At 65.5% G+C, this 15,705-nt stretch carries 14 protein-coding genes, 1 tRNA gene and 1 other RNA gene; 8 read left to right on the forward strand and 8 right to left on the reverse strand.

The features are described 5' to 3' along the window. From ACKAE7_RS09715 to ACKAE7_RS09725, 3 genes are all read right to left on the reverse strand, one after another. Positions 1-1,476, reverse strand: a 1,476-nt coding sequence (locus ACKAE7_RS09715; protein ID WP_408979039.1) for a DNA polymerase III subunit gamma and tau, incomplete at its 3' end; no start/stop codon positions are given. Positions 1,477-1,527: 51 nt separating this feature from the next. Next, positions 1,528-1,624: signal recognition particle sRNA small type (gene ffs, locus ACKAE7_RS09720), an RNA gene on the reverse strand. A 7-nt stretch (positions 1,625-1,631) separates the two neighbouring features. Next, a complete protein-coding gene (locus tag ACKAE7_RS09725) occupies positions 1,632-1,994 on the reverse strand; it encodes a hypothetical protein (protein WP_408979040.1) in 363 nt (120 codons plus the stop codon). A 338-nt stretch (positions 1,995-2,332) separates the two neighbouring features. Between ACKAE7_RS09725 and ACKAE7_RS09730 the strand changes: the two genes are divergently transcribed. Then, positions 2,333-2,417, forward strand: a tRNA-Ser gene (locus tag ACKAE7_RS09730). A gap of 79 nt (positions 2,418-2,496) precedes the next feature. On the opposite strand, the gene ACKAE7_RS09735 is transcribed toward ACKAE7_RS09730, so the two are convergent. Beyond that, a complete protein-coding gene (locus ACKAE7_RS09735; RefSeq protein ID WP_408979041.1) occupies positions 2,497-3,417 on the reverse strand; it encodes an oxygenase MpaB family protein in 921 nt (306 codons plus the stop codon). Between the two features lie 650 nt (positions 3,418-4,067). Here ACKAE7_RS09735 and ACKAE7_RS09740 point away from each other — a divergent pair. The 3 genes from ACKAE7_RS09740 (at position 4,068) to ACKAE7_RS09750 (ending at position 6,979) form a co-directional block, all read left to right on the forward strand. Next, positions 4,068-5,297 (forward strand): M23 family metallopeptidase, encoded by a 1,230-nt coding sequence (locus ACKAE7_RS09740; RefSeq protein ID WP_408979062.1) that lies wholly within the window; start codon positions 4,068-4,070, stop codon positions 5,295-5,297. Between the two features lie 102 nt (positions 5,298-5,399). Next, on the forward strand, positions 5,400-5,885 hold the full coding sequence (locus ACKAE7_RS09745; RefSeq protein ID WP_321201472.1) for a glutathione peroxidase: 486 nt from the start codon (positions 5,400-5,402) through the stop codon (positions 5,883-5,885). A 164-nt stretch (positions 5,886-6,049) separates the two neighbouring features. Next, positions 6,050-6,979 carry a phosphodiesterase gene (locus ACKAE7_RS09750; protein WP_188811433.1) on the forward strand — a complete coding sequence of 310 codons (930 nt, stop codon included), beginning with the start codon at positions 6,050-6,052 and terminating at the stop codon, positions 6,977-6,979. A gap of 53 nt (positions 6,980-7,032) precedes the next feature. Here ACKAE7_RS09750 and ACKAE7_RS09755 read toward each other — a convergent pair whose 3' ends face one another. Together ACKAE7_RS09755 and ACKAE7_RS09760 are read right to left on the reverse strand one after the other, a co-directional pair. Then, positions 7,033-8,670 carry a stealth family protein gene (locus ACKAE7_RS09755; RefSeq protein WP_188811434.1) on the reverse strand — a complete coding sequence of 546 codons (1,638 nt, stop codon included), beginning with the start codon at positions 8,668-8,670 and terminating at the stop codon, positions 7,033-7,035. 59 nt (positions 8,671-8,729) lie between these two features. Next, on the reverse strand, positions 8,730-9,659 hold the full coding sequence (locus tag ACKAE7_RS09760) for a hypothetical protein (protein ID WP_408979042.1): 930 nt from the start codon (positions 9,657-9,659) through the stop codon (positions 8,730-8,732). Positions 9,660-9,811: 152 nt separating this feature from the next. On the opposite strand from ACKAE7_RS09760, the gene ACKAE7_RS09765 reads away from it, so the two are divergent. Next, positions 9,812-10,111, forward strand: a complete 300-nt coding sequence (locus ACKAE7_RS09765; protein ID WP_102976783.1) for a type II toxin-antitoxin system VapB family antitoxin — start codon at positions 9,812-9,814, stop codon at positions 10,109-10,111. Then, on the forward strand, positions 10,104-10,775 hold the full coding sequence (locus ACKAE7_RS09770) for a LytR C-terminal domain-containing protein (RefSeq protein ID WP_408979043.1): 672 nt from the start codon (positions 10,104-10,106) through the stop codon (positions 10,773-10,775). The genes ACKAE7_RS09765 and ACKAE7_RS09770 overlap by 8 nt, the downstream gene beginning before the upstream one ends. Before the next feature lie 15 nt (positions 10,776-10,790). Here the strand turns inward: ACKAE7_RS09770 and ACKAE7_RS09775 are convergent, their stop codons facing one another. Together ACKAE7_RS09775 and ACKAE7_RS09780 are read right to left on the reverse strand one after the other, a co-directional pair. Further along, complete coding sequence (locus ACKAE7_RS09775; protein ID WP_188731871.1) at positions 10,791-11,441, reverse strand: TetR/AcrR family transcriptional regulator; 651 nt, start codon at positions 11,439-11,441, stop codon at positions 10,791-10,793. 55 nt (positions 11,442-11,496) lie between these two features. Then, positions 11,497-12,195, reverse strand: coding sequence for a DsbA family oxidoreductase (locus ACKAE7_RS09780; RefSeq protein ID WP_408979044.1), 699 nt, complete (start codon positions 12,193-12,195; stop codon positions 11,497-11,499). Between the two features lie 223 nt (positions 12,196-12,418). Here ACKAE7_RS09780 and ACKAE7_RS09785 point away from each other — a divergent pair, with 223 nt between their 5' ends. Together ACKAE7_RS09785 and ACKAE7_RS09790 are read left to right on the forward strand one after the other, a co-directional pair. Then, positions 12,419-13,480, forward strand: a complete 1,062-nt coding sequence (locus ACKAE7_RS09785) for a glycosyltransferase family 4 protein (RefSeq protein WP_188811442.1) — start codon at positions 12,419-12,421, stop codon at positions 13,478-13,480. A gap of 59 nt (positions 13,481-13,539) precedes the next feature. After that, positions 13,540-15,693: an amylo-alpha-1,6-glucosidase gene (locus tag ACKAE7_RS09790; RefSeq protein WP_188811444.1), complete on the forward strand. Its 2,154-nt coding sequence runs from the start codon at positions 13,540-13,542 to the stop codon at positions 15,691-15,693. Positions 15,694-15,705: the final 12 nt, after the last annotated feature.

Consider the following 15,705-nt stretch of genomic DNA (forward strand, 5'->3'; position numbering starts at 1 on the left):
TCTGGCCGACGCCGAAGCAGGAACCGGCGTCGAGGGCGAAGCCTCCGACGTGCCCGCGGGCGTGCTCGAAGCGGCGGACACTGCAGGCGATCGCGGGGCGGCAGGCGCGCCAGAAGCCCCACCCGCTGCCGGAGCGGCAGGAGAAGCTTGTCCGCCACCAGAAACTCTACCCGCTGCCGGAGCGGCAGGAGAAACGGGTACTGCTGCCGGGGCAGGGGCCGGATGTGCCCCCGCTTGAGGCGTGGGGGAATCGTCCGCCGCGGTGCGGGGCGCACCTGGGGCGGCGGGAGCACCGACGTCGTTCCCGGCGTAGTTCAGCCGGCGTTCCACACGGTCTATCCGTGCGGCCATGCCGCGCTCGTTCTGCTCAGAGCTGGGCAGCAGGATCCTGGCGCACAGCAGCTCGAGGTGCAGCCGCGGGGAGGTGGCACCGGTCATCTCGGTCAGTGCCGTGTTGGTGACGTCTGCGGCCCGCGACAGCTCGGCGGCACCCAGGTTGTGGGCCTGGTTCTTCAGCCGGGCAATCTGGTCCGCGGGCATGCCGCGAAGTATGGTCTGGGCGCTTTCCGGCATGGCCTGGACAATGATGAGGTCCCGGAAGCGTTCCAGCAGGTCCTCCACGAAGCGGCGGGGATCATGGCCGGTTTGGATGACCCGGTCCACGGCCCGGAAAACGGTGGCGGCATCGGATGCGGCCACGGCTTCAACCACGTCATCGAGCAGCGAAGCGTGGGTGTAGCCCAGGAGGGCGACGGCAAGTTCGTAGTCCAGGCCGTTCGGGCCTGCACCGGCCATCAGCTGGTCCAGGACAGAAAGCGAGTCTCGGACGGAACCGCCGCCGGCGCGGATTACCAATGACAGGACCCCCGGGGCCACAGGAACGTTCTCCTGGTTGCACAGCAGCTCAAGGTAGGCCATCAGCGGCTCCGGCGGCACCAGCCGGAAAGGGTAGTGGTGGGTGCGGGAGCGGATGGTCCCGATGACCTTGTCCGGTTCCGTGGTGGCAAAGATGAACTTGATGTGTTCCGGTGGTTCTTCAACGATCTTCAGCAGGGCGTTGAAGCCGGCTGACGTGACCATGTGGGCCTCGTCAATGATGAAGATCTTGTAGCGGTCACGCACCGGGGCGTAGGTAGCGCGCTCGCGGAGGTCCCGGGCATCGTCCACGCCGCCGTGGCTTGCGGCGTCGATCTCGATGACATCCAGGGAGCCTGAGCCGCCGCGGGCAAGCTCAACGCAGCTGGGGCACGTCCCGCAAGGGGTGTCAGTGGGGCCCTGGGCGCAGTTGAGGCAGCGCGCCAGGATCCGTGCGGAGGTGGTTTTGCCGCAGCCCCTTGGCCCCGAGAAAAGATAGGCGTGGTTGACCCGGTTTTTCCGCAAAGCGGTCATCAACGGCTCGGTGACATGTTCCTGCCCGATAACGTCTGCAAAGGAGTCTGGACGGTACCTGCGGTAGAGGGCGGTAGTAACTGTCACAGAGAAAACCCTACCAATCCGGGCCGACATCCTGCCGCCCTGTGGGGGAATAGTAAAGACCCCCCATGCACCCGCCAGAGCCCATTTACCCTTGCTACCTTCCGGTCCTGGGGGAGTTCAACAGGATGACGCCACATGAGGGGCCGTCAGACACTTTACCCGAACTTGCTGCCCGACTCGAATCGGCCGTCCGCCGTTCGCCAGCTTTCCACCGGCCAGCTCATGAAGGCAGGCTCCTCGTACGGATGCGTTGCCCGCACGGCGGCGATGACCCCTTCCAGCAGAGGCTCTTCAACCACGCATTCGATTCTGTCCTCGGCGGCTTCTTCCGGCTCGCCGACCCGTCCAAGGTACGGTTCTGCGCCGTCCAGGGGAGTAAAGCGGCCCGTCCCCGGCGTGACGAAGGAACAGTGCGAATACTTGCCGATCCTGCCCGCTCCGGCGCCGCCGATGGCTGTGAGGAGCGCCTCAGTGTGAGTATGCGGGACATAGATCACCAGTGCGTGCAGCTCGCTCATAGCTTCATCCTGCCGGAACCGGGTGGGCGTGGTGGACGAAAGTCGTTGCTTATCCTGCCGGTGCCCTTGATCATGGGTATATACACCGATTGGGGCAATCTCAAGGTTGTGAGCTGCGTGGCCTGGCTGAACGGGGCCGGACCCGGCAGCTCAACGGTGTCCGGGGAATGGACGCGTTGGGGGCGTCCATTTCGTGGTTAAAAGAGCATCCGCGCAGGCGTGAAGCCGCCCGGCCGGCAGCGCCTTCGGCTGTACTTCCGGCCGCGCACCCGGGGGCCAATTGGGCGATGCGGAAAAGATCAGGTAATCTAGTATCTGCTTTTGATTCAGAAGCAGTTGGAGAATTCGCCTAGCGGCCTATGGCGCACGCCTGGAACGCGTGTTGGGTTAACGCCCTCGGGGGTTCAAATCCCCCATTCTCCGCCGGTTAAGAACCCGGCTTCGGCATCCGCCGGGGCCGGGTTCTTTCGTTTCTCAGCTTGTGGCAGAGGCGAGTACGCCGTCACGCGTCAGCGCCCGGCACGCCCAGCCGGCGAAGGCGCTCCCTGGCGGCCAGTTCGCTGGGGCCCCTGCGCCCCAACGCCAGGCGTACGACGCCGAGAACCAGCTTGGTTGCGAGCCTCACCGGCAGCGTCACGGGTCCCAGCCGTGGTACAGCCAGTCCGAGCATCTGGCGGTACCTTGGCTCCAGGCTGTACACCGCACCGGCAAACAGGATCCGGTAGCCCGGCCGGAGCACCCGGTTCAAAGGCGGGTTGCGGATGAACTCCACCGTCTCCGCCACCCGGCTGTCGACGCGGAGCTCATCGCTCTGGTACCAGCGGTCCAGTTGCCTGTGCATCTCCGCCTCGCTCAGCGGCGGTTCCTCCACTCCCATCAGTCGGCCCGCCTGGGACCACTCGCGGACATAGGCGTCGGGGCCGCCGGGTATGGCGCCACCCCAGATTTTGTGGGCTGTCAGGAACGCGTCCGTGAAAGCAAGGTGGATCCAGCTGGCCAGTTCCGGGTCGTTGGCACTGTAGTCGCGCTGCGTTCCGAGGTTGTCGCTGTAACTGCCCTGGACTGCCTCGTGCAGGCGGCGCACCCGGCGTGAGGCGTTCTCCGCGGCTTCGGTGGAACCGTATGTCACCGTGAAGATCCAGCGGATAGTGTTTGCCAGCCTGCCCAGCGGATCCTCGCGGAAGTTTGAATGTTCGTGGACGCCGGCAAGAGCTCCGGGGTGGAGGGACTGCATCAGCAGTGTGCGGATCCCGGCGACGATGGGCGACATGGAACCATGCACCGCCCACACCGCGGAACCGGGCAGGTGGTAGCCAGGGTCGTCCCCCTTCGCCAGATCGAGCTGCCACTGCGGAACGCCCTCGGAGCCGTTGCTGAACGTGTGGACAAGGCGTTTCTTGATGGGACTCAGGATGTTCTTCATTACGCACGCCCTCCTGCGGCAAACCCCGCTCTTGGGCTAATCGTAAGCACAACCCGGGCTGTCCAGGTTCGTGAACGGACTACCCGGTGGCAGCAACCGGACAGCGGTCATCCACAAAAAAACCGCAGTGTCCCGCTGCAGGGTTCCCAGGGTCCCGGCCCGTATGTTCCCATGGGAGATACCGTCAAGACAGGGGCGGCCAGTCACGTCCTGGAGTCAGTCTCATGGGCAATCACGCGGTATCCGGGAAGGACGCCACAAGCCCCAAAGGGTTGTGCCTGCCCGTTGTGCGAGCTGTGGCGGCCAGCGGGGTGCTGGCCATGGCCGTCTGGGCCGTGAACCCTTCCGGCCCCGCACCTGAAGCGGGGACCGTTGCGGCCTCCGTTATCCGTCCCGGCGCAGGCATGGGTGCCGTGGGGATTCCGGCTGGCTCCAGTACCGGCACCAGTCCAGACCGGCACGGCAGCACGGAGACGGGCGCCCCGACGTTGGACGGCCTTGTTGCAGGCCCCCTGACCGCGGCCATCCTGAGCGACCCAGATGTTGACATCGCCTTCCCGCGTCCGCTGGTAAGTGGCCACGGAGATGAGACCCCGTCTTCCCTGGCCGTGGAGCTGACAGGGGTGGGCAGGCCGCCGGCGGGGTACCTGATGGCTCCCCTCAAGCAGTTGGCCCCCTCGTCGCCCTTCGGACTCCGGGTAAGTCCGCTGTCCGGAACAGCGGGCGATTTCCACCTTGGCCAGGACTATGCGGCTCCCTGCGGCACCCAGGTCTACGCGGCTGACTCGGGAAAGGTGCGCGCCGCGGGCTGGCATCCCTGGGGCGGCGGCAACCGGGTTGAGATTGACCACGGCAACGGGCTTATCACCACCTACAACCACCTGGAGTCCATCGCCGTCCGCAGCGGGGATTCCGTCAACGCCGGGGAAGCCATTGCGCGGGTGGGCTCCACCGGATGGTCGACGGGATGCCACCTGCACTTCGAAACAATCCTCGACGGGCACCACGTGAGCCCCCAGAAGTGGCGCCTGATCCCGGTCCGGGCTTTCGGCGGCGGACCGGCTGACCTGCGGTCATACCTGCCGGGCACCGACGCTCCGTCCACCGGGCCCATACGCTGGACCATCCCGGTGGGCCAGGGCAACGAGCCTCCTCCGGCTCCCCGCTGGGTCAAGGCCCCGACGACGGCGGCTGGGTCTCCTTCTGGGCCGGCATCCTGGCTGTCGACCCTGAGGCCCGCGGACTCCGGAACGCCGTCGCCGACTGCGTGGGCCGGGTATGGCACGCCGACGCCGTCCGCGACGGAGACCGGGACGGGCACGCCGACGCCGTCCCCGACGGAGACGGAGACGGGCACGCCGACGCCGTCCCCGACTGAGACGGAGACGGGTACGCCAACACCGTCGGAGACGGGCACGCCAACACCGACGCCGACGCCGACGCCGTCGCCGGCGCCGTCGGATCCGGAGACGGGCACACCGACCCCGACGGAGCCGGGCACTCCGACCCCGACGGATCCGGGAACGGTAACACCGACACCGGTTGAGCCACCGCCTGCACCGGTTGAGCCGGAGCCTGCGCCCGTGGTTCCTGCACCGGTTGAACCCCCGCCTGCGCCGATTGAGCCCGCACCCACACCGGTCCCGCCTGTGCCGATTGAGCCCGCACCCACACCGGTCCAGCCTGCGCCGGTTGAGCCCGCGCCTACACCGGTTCAGCCTGCGCCGGTTGAGCCCGCGCCCACACCGGTTGAGCCTGCGCCGATTGAGCCCGCACCGGCGCCCACTGCGACCTTTTCAGTCGAGCCGATTCCGGCACCGATTGAGACCACAGAGCCAGAGCCGCTGCCAACAGGCACGTACGCGACCCCGGAACCCTAAGATCCAGCCGGAAGTTCACCCAGGAAACTCCAAGCCCGGACCAGTACAGTGGTTCGCCGGTAACGAATTCCAGGCATGAACAACTTTCCGAGGACGCAACCTGTGACATCCCTGTACCCGATCCCATTGACCCTGAACGACGGCACCGCCACCGACTTCGGCATGTTCAAGGGAAAAGTGGTGATGGTGGTGAACGTAGCCTCCAACTGTGGGTTCACGCCCCAGTACGCCGGCCTGGAGACGCTCTACGAAAAGTTCAGGGACCGCGGGTTCGAGATCCTCGGCGTCCCGTGCAACCAGTTCGCCGGGCAGGAACCTGGCAGTGACAGCGAGATCGCCGAGTTCTGCCAGCGGAACTTCGGGGTGACATTCCCTCTGACCGTGAAGGCGGACGTCCGCGGCAGGGGCCAGCACCCGCTCTACACGGAGCTCACCAAGTTCAAGACAGGACTGTTGCCCGGATTGGTTAAGTGGAACTTCGAGAAGTTCCTTGTCAGCCGGGAAGGGGAAGTGATGGGACGCTTTGCGCCCACAGTGGAACCTGACTCGGCGGAGGTGATCGACGCCGTCGAGAACGCCCTCGGATAAAAATGCGCCGCTGCGCCGAACGCAGCCACGCAAAAGCGCAGTTCTTGCAACTTTTTCCACATCAGCCACGGCGATTTACCCAAAGTTTGCCAAATGTCTGATTGGATAAACCTTACTGAAGGGTACAAGGGAAGCGCCGTTTCCCACCGACCACAGAGGCAGCAATGGAGCACATCGAGGCCGAACATCCCCGGCCACGCCACTTCCTTCTCCACCTGAGCGATCCCCACTTGATGGGAGGTCCGGACCCCCTTTACGGCGTCGTTGACAGCGAAGCCCGGCTCATTCAGCTCTTCGAAGAGGTCAAGGCCTCCGGTGCGCGGCCCGAGGCCGTCATCTTCACGGGGGACCTTGCCGACAAGGGCGATCCCGAGGCCTACGTCAAGCTCCGGGCCATCGTTGATCCAGCCTGCGAGGAGCTCGGGGCCAAGGTCATTTGGGCGATGGGCAACCACGACAACCGTGCCAACTTCAGGACGGGCCTGCTGGATGAGCCCGCCGACGACGGGCCCGTGGACAAGAGCTACTTCATCAACGGGCTCCGCGTCATCACAATGGACACCACCGTGCCCGGATACCACCACGGTGAACTGAGCACCTCCCAGCTTGAGTGGCTCACACGGCAACTGGACACTCCGGCCCCCGACGGCACCATCCTGGCGCTGCACCACCCGCCCGTTCCGTCAGTCCTGGATCTTTCGGTCCTGGTGGAGCTGCGGGACCAGGCCTCGCTGGAGGCTGTGGTACGGAACTCGGATGTCCGCACCATCCTTGCCGGCCACCTGCATTACTCGACGACGGCGAGCTTTGCCGGTATCCCCGTTTCCGTGGCCTCAGCCAGCTGCTACACCCAGGACCTGAACGTCCCCATCGGAGGCACCAGGGGGCAGGACGGCGGCCAGTCCTTCAACCTGGTCCACGTCTACGAGCACACAATCGTGCACTCGGTGGTTCCCATGGGACGTTCGACGACGGTGGGCGAGTACGTCTCCCCGGAAGAGACAAAGCGGCGCCTGGACGCCGCCGGGGTCCGGATTCCGGAAAGCGCCAAGCAGCGGAGCAGCGCGAAGCTCGGGCTGCCCACCAGCCGCTAGGAGCATAAAGCAAAGGTCCGTGCCGCCAGCGGCACGGACCTTTGTTTTAAGCCCTATTTTTCCCAGGGCGCCTTGATGGGGAAGTACTTGTCCAGGAAATCGGTGACCAGTGCAGCGCGCTCGTCGGCCGGCACTTCCGGGAAACTGCCGTCGTTCAGGCAGAAGAAGTCCATGTTCCGCTTGGCCAGGAGCTTGGGCAGGTACTTCAGCCCCGATTTCATGGTGGTGTCGATGTAGCGGACCTTCGCCGCCGTCTGGGTTACCGCCCGGCCGGTGAGCAGTGCGTAGTAGTGGTAGAACGAGTTGGTGACGGAGATGTTGTCCGCCGCCCGGAAACGGCTGGCAGCCGTCTTCCGGAACTCTTCCGGGAACTCGCGCTCCATCTTTGACACCACGCTGCGGCGCAGCGGTGCCGCACAGTGCTCCAGGTGGCGGGTGGTGATCCGCCCGAACCGGTTCCACAGCAGCTTGCGGTTAACGCGGGCTGCGTTCTCGAACCCGCTCCGCTCAACGGCGTTCTCACCCAGGCCGATCCGGGTTTCCGCCTCGACGAACTTGGTGATGCCGCCGGGCGTGAAAAACAGGTCCGGGCTGACCGGCCGGCCGAAGAACATGTCGTCGTTCGAATACAGGAAGTGCTCCGAGAGTCCTTCGATGTTGTGGAGTTGGCACTCCACCGCCTGCGAATTATGCGTGGGAAGCACCGAGGGGTCCGAGAAGAACTCTTCACTGCGGACAATGGTCACCGAGGGATGGTCCGCCAGCCACTCAGGAGCCGGTGAGTCCGTGGCGATGAAGATGCGGCGGATCCACGGGGCGAACATGTACACGGACCGGAGTGCGTATTTGAGTTCGTTGATTTGCCGGAAACGGGCCTCGTGGTCGTCGCCTTCGCCCAGGACAACGTCCTTCTGCTGGGCACGCCGGGCGGCAATGTACTCGGGGGAGCTTCCGTCCACCCAGGAGAACACCAGGTCGATGTCGAAGCTGATGTCGCTGGCGTGGTCGGCGAACATGTTCTCGATGGTGGGCCAGGTGTGGCCGTACCGCTCCACGGTGCCGCGGACGGCATCCTGGCGGAGCAGGGTCCTGCGCGTGAGGGAGTTCTCGATCGGCAGGATGATCTCATTGGCCTTGAAGGACCAAAGCTCAATCTGCACACCCGCGGAAGAGCCGAACTCGAAGCCGCCGTTGGGTTCCACACGGGGCCGGTACAGGCGGAAGATGCGCGCCTGCCGGTTGGTGGAAAGCTCGCCGTCCGCAACCAGCAGCGAGGTCTTCTTCTTGGCATCCACCGTCATGGAGTAGAACGGCTCGTCCCGGCAGGCTTCCACCAGGGCCACCCGCAGCTTCTTCCGGTCTTTCCAGTCCAGGGCAATGACCGGCCGGTCGTTGTTGCCCCTGACCAGCAGGTACGCAAGGTCCGCATTGGCCAGCACGTTGCGCACGAACAGGAGGTCCTCCACCATGGCCTGGTAAGGGGTCCTGGTCTGGTTGATCAGCGCGATGCGGCCCTTATGCGTGATGACATCAGGGCGGGGGTTAAGCCGCTGCTCAGCTTCGGGGGAAGTGATCTCCGCGTGGAATTGTTCCTCTACGGATGCCTGGCCTCCGTAGTAGACCTCGTCTTGAACCGGTGCTTCTGTAATGGTCGTCTCCGTGCTCGTCAAAGTAAGCGTTCTTACCTGCATGATAGCCGGGCGGCTTAAACAGCAGGTTTCGGGCAGGTTCCCGGGGCCGGGGAACCGGCTTAGGCGCCCAGCGCCTCCCGCCAGCTGCGCAGGAAAGCCCCGCCGGCGTCGTCGTGGATAACGGACGCCTCAAGCCCCAGGTCCCCGGCCGTCAGGACCGGGTACGGTTTCTCCGGGATGCCGTCGGCCGGGCGGACGTCCACATGCTTAACCGCGTGATCGTTGTGGTGAAGCCAGTCGGCCATGGCGTAGTCGGTGCGCGAATCGCCCACTGTCCGCCAGGCCGCCGGGGTGATGCCCTGCGCGGCGAGCAGTTCCACTGCCCGGCTGGCGCCCAGGTCCTTCCCAAGCCGCACCGACTCGATGTCCGTGGAGATGATGGTGGGGTCCACCCGGTAGTCCACCTCGTCGTCGGAATTGGGGGCGTGGTGGTCCAGCCGGACCACGCCAAGCCCGTGCCGGGCCATCAGTTCCATGGCGTCGGCGTCGAAGAGTTTCTGCTCTGCGAGGTAATCGGCGCTGGGTACCTCGATGTGCTGCTCCACGGACACCATGGCGCGCTTGGTCTCATCAAAGAACATGTGCTCGGCATAGTCCTCCGCCACCATGCGCCGGATGTCGTCCCCGTAAGCCGCGGGCACGGCGAGCTCCCGGTCCACGTGGACGGGGCCGGGTCCGGCTGCGGTGTAGCTGAACCACACGGCGCCCTTTTCGCAGATGGCGTGGATGATGGTCCCTGCCGGGATGCCGGCGGCGATCATGGGCTCCATCACCTGTTCCCGGATGAAAGCGTCGGAACGCCCTGTGTTGAAAACAACGGGAATCCCCGCAGCCGCGAGGGCCACCAGGTCATCGATGATCTCCCGCTTCACGTCCCGGGTCACCGGGCTTGCCACAGGCCCGTCCACATCGAGCAGGAGTGCCAGCGGCGGCATGGCAGGCGCGTGGATTCCGGGTGCGGACACGGCAGGGGACTCGGAGGCTGTCATGCCTCCATTCTGTCAGCTGAACCTTCCACAGCGCCCACGGCGGCCGGTACCGGCGGTGGCTGCAGGCAGGCCATGGTTACTGTTTGGCCACAACCTGCGGAAGGAACCGCCGGGTACTTTCGCTGGGCCCGCAGGATGCCTAGTGTGGCAAGGTGATATTCAAAGCTGTGGGCGAGGGCCGCCCTTACCCCGACCATGGTTACACGACGCCCAAGGAGTGGGCGTCGCTCCCGCCGCGTCCTGTCCGGCTGGACGAGCTGGTGACCACCAAGCGCACCCTTGACCTGGAAGCGCTGCTGGCTGAAGATTCCACTTTTTTCGGTGACCTGTTCCCGCATGTGGTGCAGTACCAGGGAACCCTCTACCTGGAGGACGGGCTGCACCGTGCCGTCCGCACCGCCCTGCACCAGCGCACCGCAATCCACGCCCGTGTCCTGGTGATAGATGGCTAGGAAGAAGCAGCAGGACGTCAGCGTCCTCCACGGCCACCACGTCGTCACCGGCCCGGAACTGCGTGCCACTTTTGGGGCCGCCCGGGCCGACGAAACAGCTCGCGTGCGCCGGCGCGTGCTGCACGGGGTTGTCCTGGTCCTGCTTGTGGGCCTCATCGCAGCGGCCATCATCACGGCGTTGGCGATCATCAACGGGCAGCTGAAGATCCCCGCAGCGGCGCCCGCGGAACAATCCGTCTCCACCTGCCCGGCCGCAACGTTCGACTACACCCCGAACGACCAGATCAACCTGAACGTGTACAACTCCACCAGCCGGCCCGGGCTGGCACGTTCAGTGGCGGATGAGTTCCTGGCCAGGAAGTTCGTGGTGGGCGCCGTGTCCAACGTTGATGCGGGCTACCGTGGGGCTGCCGCCGTGATTTCGGGAGCGGCCGGGCAGTCTGCGGCGTTCAGCGTCCAGCGGAACCTGCCGGGCTCGGACTACTTCCAGGACAGCAGGACGGACGGGAGCGTGGACGTGATCCTTGCCCAGGACTACTCGGCGCTCACGCCGCCGGACCTCGTTGACCAGACGCCGGGAACCCTCAGCTGTCCGCGGGAAAGCCGCCGAGTTGCGGACGACGACAAGTGGCCAGTCTTCCCGTCGGCGGCGCCCACACCGTGAACTTCGGCGGGTACGTCAGCCGGCCACAGCCGGAAGGGGGCTTACCCTGATGGGGCGGCCGTCGTCGTCGAACCTGGCGCCGGCACCGAGCTGGATGAAGCGGACGGTCCGGGCCACGCGTGCTTCCAGTTCGGCGGGCTCGTCACTGCCCCTGGCTGCGCTGGAGGACAACGTGCCCAGGATGAGCTGTGCCTGCTGGTTGATGTCGGCCGCCGGCAGGTAGCCCTGCTCCATTCCGTCCCGCAGGATGCCCTGCAGCAGGACGCTGAGCTCGCCAACGTGGTCAGCGAGCTTGGCAAAGGACGACGGCGACAGCACGGCTCCCATGGCGGGTCCCGGCGGCAGGTGGCGGCGGCTGAGGTCGACCACCTGGGCGCGGACGTACAGGGCGAGCCGGTCCACGGGGTTGTCCAGCTGCCCCAGGGAGTCCCGCAGTTCGGAGAGGAACTTCTCGGTCTCATCGAGGGCGTAGGAGATCAGCAGCTCCTCGATGTCCGCGTAGTAGTTGTACACGGCGGTCCGGCCCACGCCCGCATGCCGGGCCACGTCCGTCATGGTCAGGCCGGGCAGGCCGTGGGAGAAGAGGAGTTCGCCGAAGGCGGTGAGGATGCGGCGCTGGGTGTCCGCTCGCTGCTCGGCGTTGCTGGCCGCTGAAATCCTGGGCATACAGACACTTTACCGCGATGTGTCAGTAAACGCCCTGACATTTCCTTGGCGCTCTTTAGGCGGGGCAGCCGTCCGGCCCGCAGGCTCCGCCCTCCGCGGAATTGACCAGCACCAGCGGGTTGGCGTCCTGCCATGCCTGGTCCAGGGCTGCCGAGAACGTCTCCGTAGGCTGGGCCCCGGAAAGGCCGAACTTCCGGTCGATGACAAAGAACGGGACACCGCTGATACCCAGGGACCGCCCCTCTTCGACGTCGAATCGGACGTCATCCGCATACTTGTCCGTGGTGAACAGCTCGTCCACCTCGGCCACGCCGATGCCCAGGCCCACCGCCAGCGACGTCAGGTACTCGCGGCTGCCGATGTCCTTGCCATGCTCGAAGTGGTCACTGAGCAGGCGCTCCTTGGCGGCGTCCTGCTTGCCGTGCGCGGCAGCGAGGTGGATCAGTCGGTGTGTCGTGAAGCTGTTGGCCACAACCACGGAATCGAAGCGGTAGTTCAGCCCTTCGCCCCTCGCTTCCTGGGCTACGTGGTCGAACATCTGTGAAACCTGCTGCGGCGGCATGCCCTTGCGGGTGCTCAGGTAGTCCAGCTCGGTTCCGTCGTAGTGTTCGGGAAGGGCGGGGTCGAGCTGGTAGCTCCGCCAGGTCACCTCCACCGCATCCCGGTGCGGAAACGCTGCCAGGGCGGCTTCAAAGCGGCGCTTGCCGATGTAGCACCACGGGCACGCGACGTCGGACCAGATTTCAATCTTCATGGTCCCAACAACCCCGCCGATGCTGCGGTCATTCCTTGGCCCCGTGTTAGATACCTCTCAGTAGGCCTTGTCCCCGTACAGTTCGTGGGCAATAGTCAGATTGTGGGTTATGCAGACGCCCTCGGGGTATCGCACTCCAACAGCGCCGCGGGCCTGGCCAGGTTCCGCGGAGGCGCCCGGCCCACTGGGGAGCCCGGCCTGTCATTTTTCCTGGAGGTCAGGGATGCGGATAGGACTCGTTGCTGGACCCTGGATACCGGTTCCACCATCTACTTACGGCGGAACTGAGCGGGTTGTGGACAGCCTGGCCAGGGGCTTTGCCGCTGCCGGGCACGAGGTGTTGCTGGCGGCGCCGTCGGACAGCTCCTGCCCGGTGCCCCTGGCTCCTGGCATGAGGACCTCGGTCCCGCACCAGCTGAACCGGACACTCTCCGAACTCAGCCAGGTAGCACGCGCCTATGCGGGAATGGGTGGCGTGGACATCATCCATGACCACACTCTGGCCGGGCCTTTGTATCTGCACAGGCCAGAGGGGATCCCCGTGGTGACGACGATCCACTGCAGGCTCGACGCCGGCGCGGCTGACATCTACGGTGCAATTGCCCGTAGGGCCGCGGTGATTGCGATTTCCCGTGACCAGGCTTCGCACGCTCCGGACGTGCCCGTGACCCGGGTGATCCATCATGGGATGGATATCGCCTCGGTGCCTGTAGGGTCCGGCCGCGGTGGGTACCTCTGCTTCGTAGGGAGGGCTTCCCGGGACAAGGGGCTGTTGGAAGCCGTGAGGATCGCCCGGGAGGCAGGAATACCGCTGAGGATCGCGGTCAAAGTGCGCGAGCAGGATGAGGTCACCTATTTCCGCGACGTCATCGAACCCATTCTGGGGCCGAACGAAGACTTTATGGGGGAAATGGATGACGCGGCGAAGTACCGGCTGATGGGGGAGGCAATCGCGTTCCTGAACCCGATTCAGTGGCCCGAACCATTCGGCCTGGTCATGATTGAGGCACTGGCCACCGGCACGCCGGTCATCGGCACCCCAGCAGGCTCAGCGCCCGAAATCATCGATCACGGGCGGACCGGATTCCTGGGGTCCACCGACCAGCTGGCCGGCCTTGTCCATAAGGCAGCGGGCCTGGACCGCGCGCTGTGCCGGCGGACGGTGGAGCAACGGTTCAGTGAAGAACGCATGGTGAACGATTACTTGCGGCTGTTCGGGGATCTCCTTGGGGGCAAGATGCCCGCAGGGGTTCCGCATGCCGCCGGCTTGCACCAGAATCTTTAAGGGGCGGGCAGTCTTCGGATCCCCGGCAGGAGCCCGCCCCTAACCGAAGGAGCCCCTTCATGACTGCATGGAACGCCGACACCGAAGCCGCTGCCTCAGAGTCAGGTTCGGTCACGGTGGTGGAGGGGTCCTCATTCTGCATTTCTTCCGGAACGGGGGACATCAGCGCTGACAGCGGTACCTACGGAGCCTTTTTCCAGGACACGCGCATTGTTTCCCACTGGATCCTGAGAATCAATGGCTCCCTCCGCGAGCCTCTGGGCGCGCAGCGGCCCAAACCCTTCGAAGCTGTGTTCGTTGGCAGGGCAAAAGGGTCCCGACGCCAGTTTGATGGCCCCCTGGTGGTGCGGCAGCACCGCCACGTCGGCCCTGGCCTGCAGGATGACATCACGCTGGAAAACTACTCGGCGGAGCCTGTGGAGTGCGAGGTTGAGCTTTTTGTGGACGCAGACCAGTCCGACCTTTTTGATGTCAAGGTCGGGCGGAGCTCCCGGCACCCGGACTCTGTCCGCACGGTCCGCGACGGCCAGCTTGTGATCGAAAGCGCCCGCAACGGGCAGCGGCGCGGCACCGCTGTCCGCGCCCGCGGTGCCGACGTAACTACAGACGGGCTCCGCTTCCACGTGACCGTCCCGCCCCGCGGCAAGTGGGCCACCAGCGTCATCGTGGTTCCCCTGATCAACGGCGAGGCTCCGGCCGGAGCCTTCTCCGAGGCCGGGCCCCCACACCACCGGGAAGGCGTCCGCCGGCACCGCAACTGGGAGCAGAAGGTCCCGGTGATCACCGTGGCGGACGCCAACCTGCAGAACGTCCTGAACCGCAGCCAGAGCGACCTGGGTTCACTCCGCATTTTTGATCCGCACCACCCCGAGCGTGCAGCTGTGGCGGCCGGCGCACCCTGGTTCATGGCTCTGTTCGGGCGTGACTCCATCCTGGCCTCCTACATGAGCCTCATGGTTGATCCCACGTTGGCGGCAGGGACGCTGCAGACTTTGGCCGGTCTCCAGGGGACGAAGGTGGACCAGGATTCAGAGGAGGAACCGGGGCGCATCCCGCACGAAGTCCGGCTGGGCGTCACCGCAGGCCTGGCATTGGGAGGTACAGCCTATTACGGAACCGCGGATGCAACCCCGCTGTTCGCGGCCCTCGTCGGGGAACTCAGCAGATGGGGCCTGTCACGGGACATCGTTGAACCATTGCTTCCCCATGTGGACCGTGCACTGGACTGGATCGAGCATTACGGCGACCGCGACGGTGACGGGTTCGTGGAGTACATCCGGCCCAATGACCACGGGCTCGTCAACCAGGGTTGGAAAGACTCCTGGGACGGCATCAACTTCGCTGATGGCACCATGGCAGAGGCGCCCATTGCCCTCTGCGAAGTCCAGGCCTACGTCTACGGCGCCTACGTGGGCCGGTCCCTGCTGGCCCGCTGGAGCGGCGACCGCGCCCTGGAACAGCACTGGGAGGCGCGCGCCGCCGAGTTGAAGGCTGCTTTCAACGAGAAGTTCTGGCTGCCGGACAAGGGCTATTTCGCCGTGGCATTGGATAAGGACAAGCGGCCCGTGGACGCCTGTACTTCAAACATGGGGCACTGCCTGTGGATGGGCATCGTGGATGAGGATAAGGCGGCATCCGTCGTTGAGCACCTGATGTCGCCGCAGATGTTTACCGGCTGGGGGATCCGCACCCTGGGTTCCGACATGGGCGCCTACAACCCCGTCAGTTACCACAACGGTTCAGTGTGGCCCCATGATTCCGCCCTGGTTGCCACCGGGCTGATGCGCTACGGGTTCGTAGAGGAGGCCCGGCAGCTGGCCACCGGTCTCTTCGACGCCGCCGAACACTTCGATGGCAGGCTGCCCGAACTCTTCTGCGGCTTTGACCGCGGCGAGTTCGAAGCTCCTGTGCCGTACCCAACCGCATGCTCGCCGCAGGCCTGGGCTGCTGCTGCGCCGGTGCAGCTGATCCGCGCGCTCCTCCGGTTCGACCCCGTGTTCACCCGCGGAGTGGTGCACCTCGCGCCCATCCTGCCGGAGGCCCTGGGCGACTTCCAGGCCGCGAACGTCCTGCTGGACACCTCCCGGATCACCATCAGGGCCCACGGAACGGGCGGCAGCATTGATGGGCTGCCGCCCGGCCTTAAACTCCTCGCCGAGCCACGTCCGCCCCTGGCCTACCCGCCCCAGGTCTATCCGGCCCAGGGCGCCTGACAGGAGCAGTGC

This window comes from Pseudarthrobacter sp. NKDBFgelt (assembly GCF_046097905.1).
Lineage (GTDB): Bacteria > Actinomycetota > Actinomycetes > Actinomycetales > Micrococcaceae > Arthrobacter > Arthrobacter polychromogenes.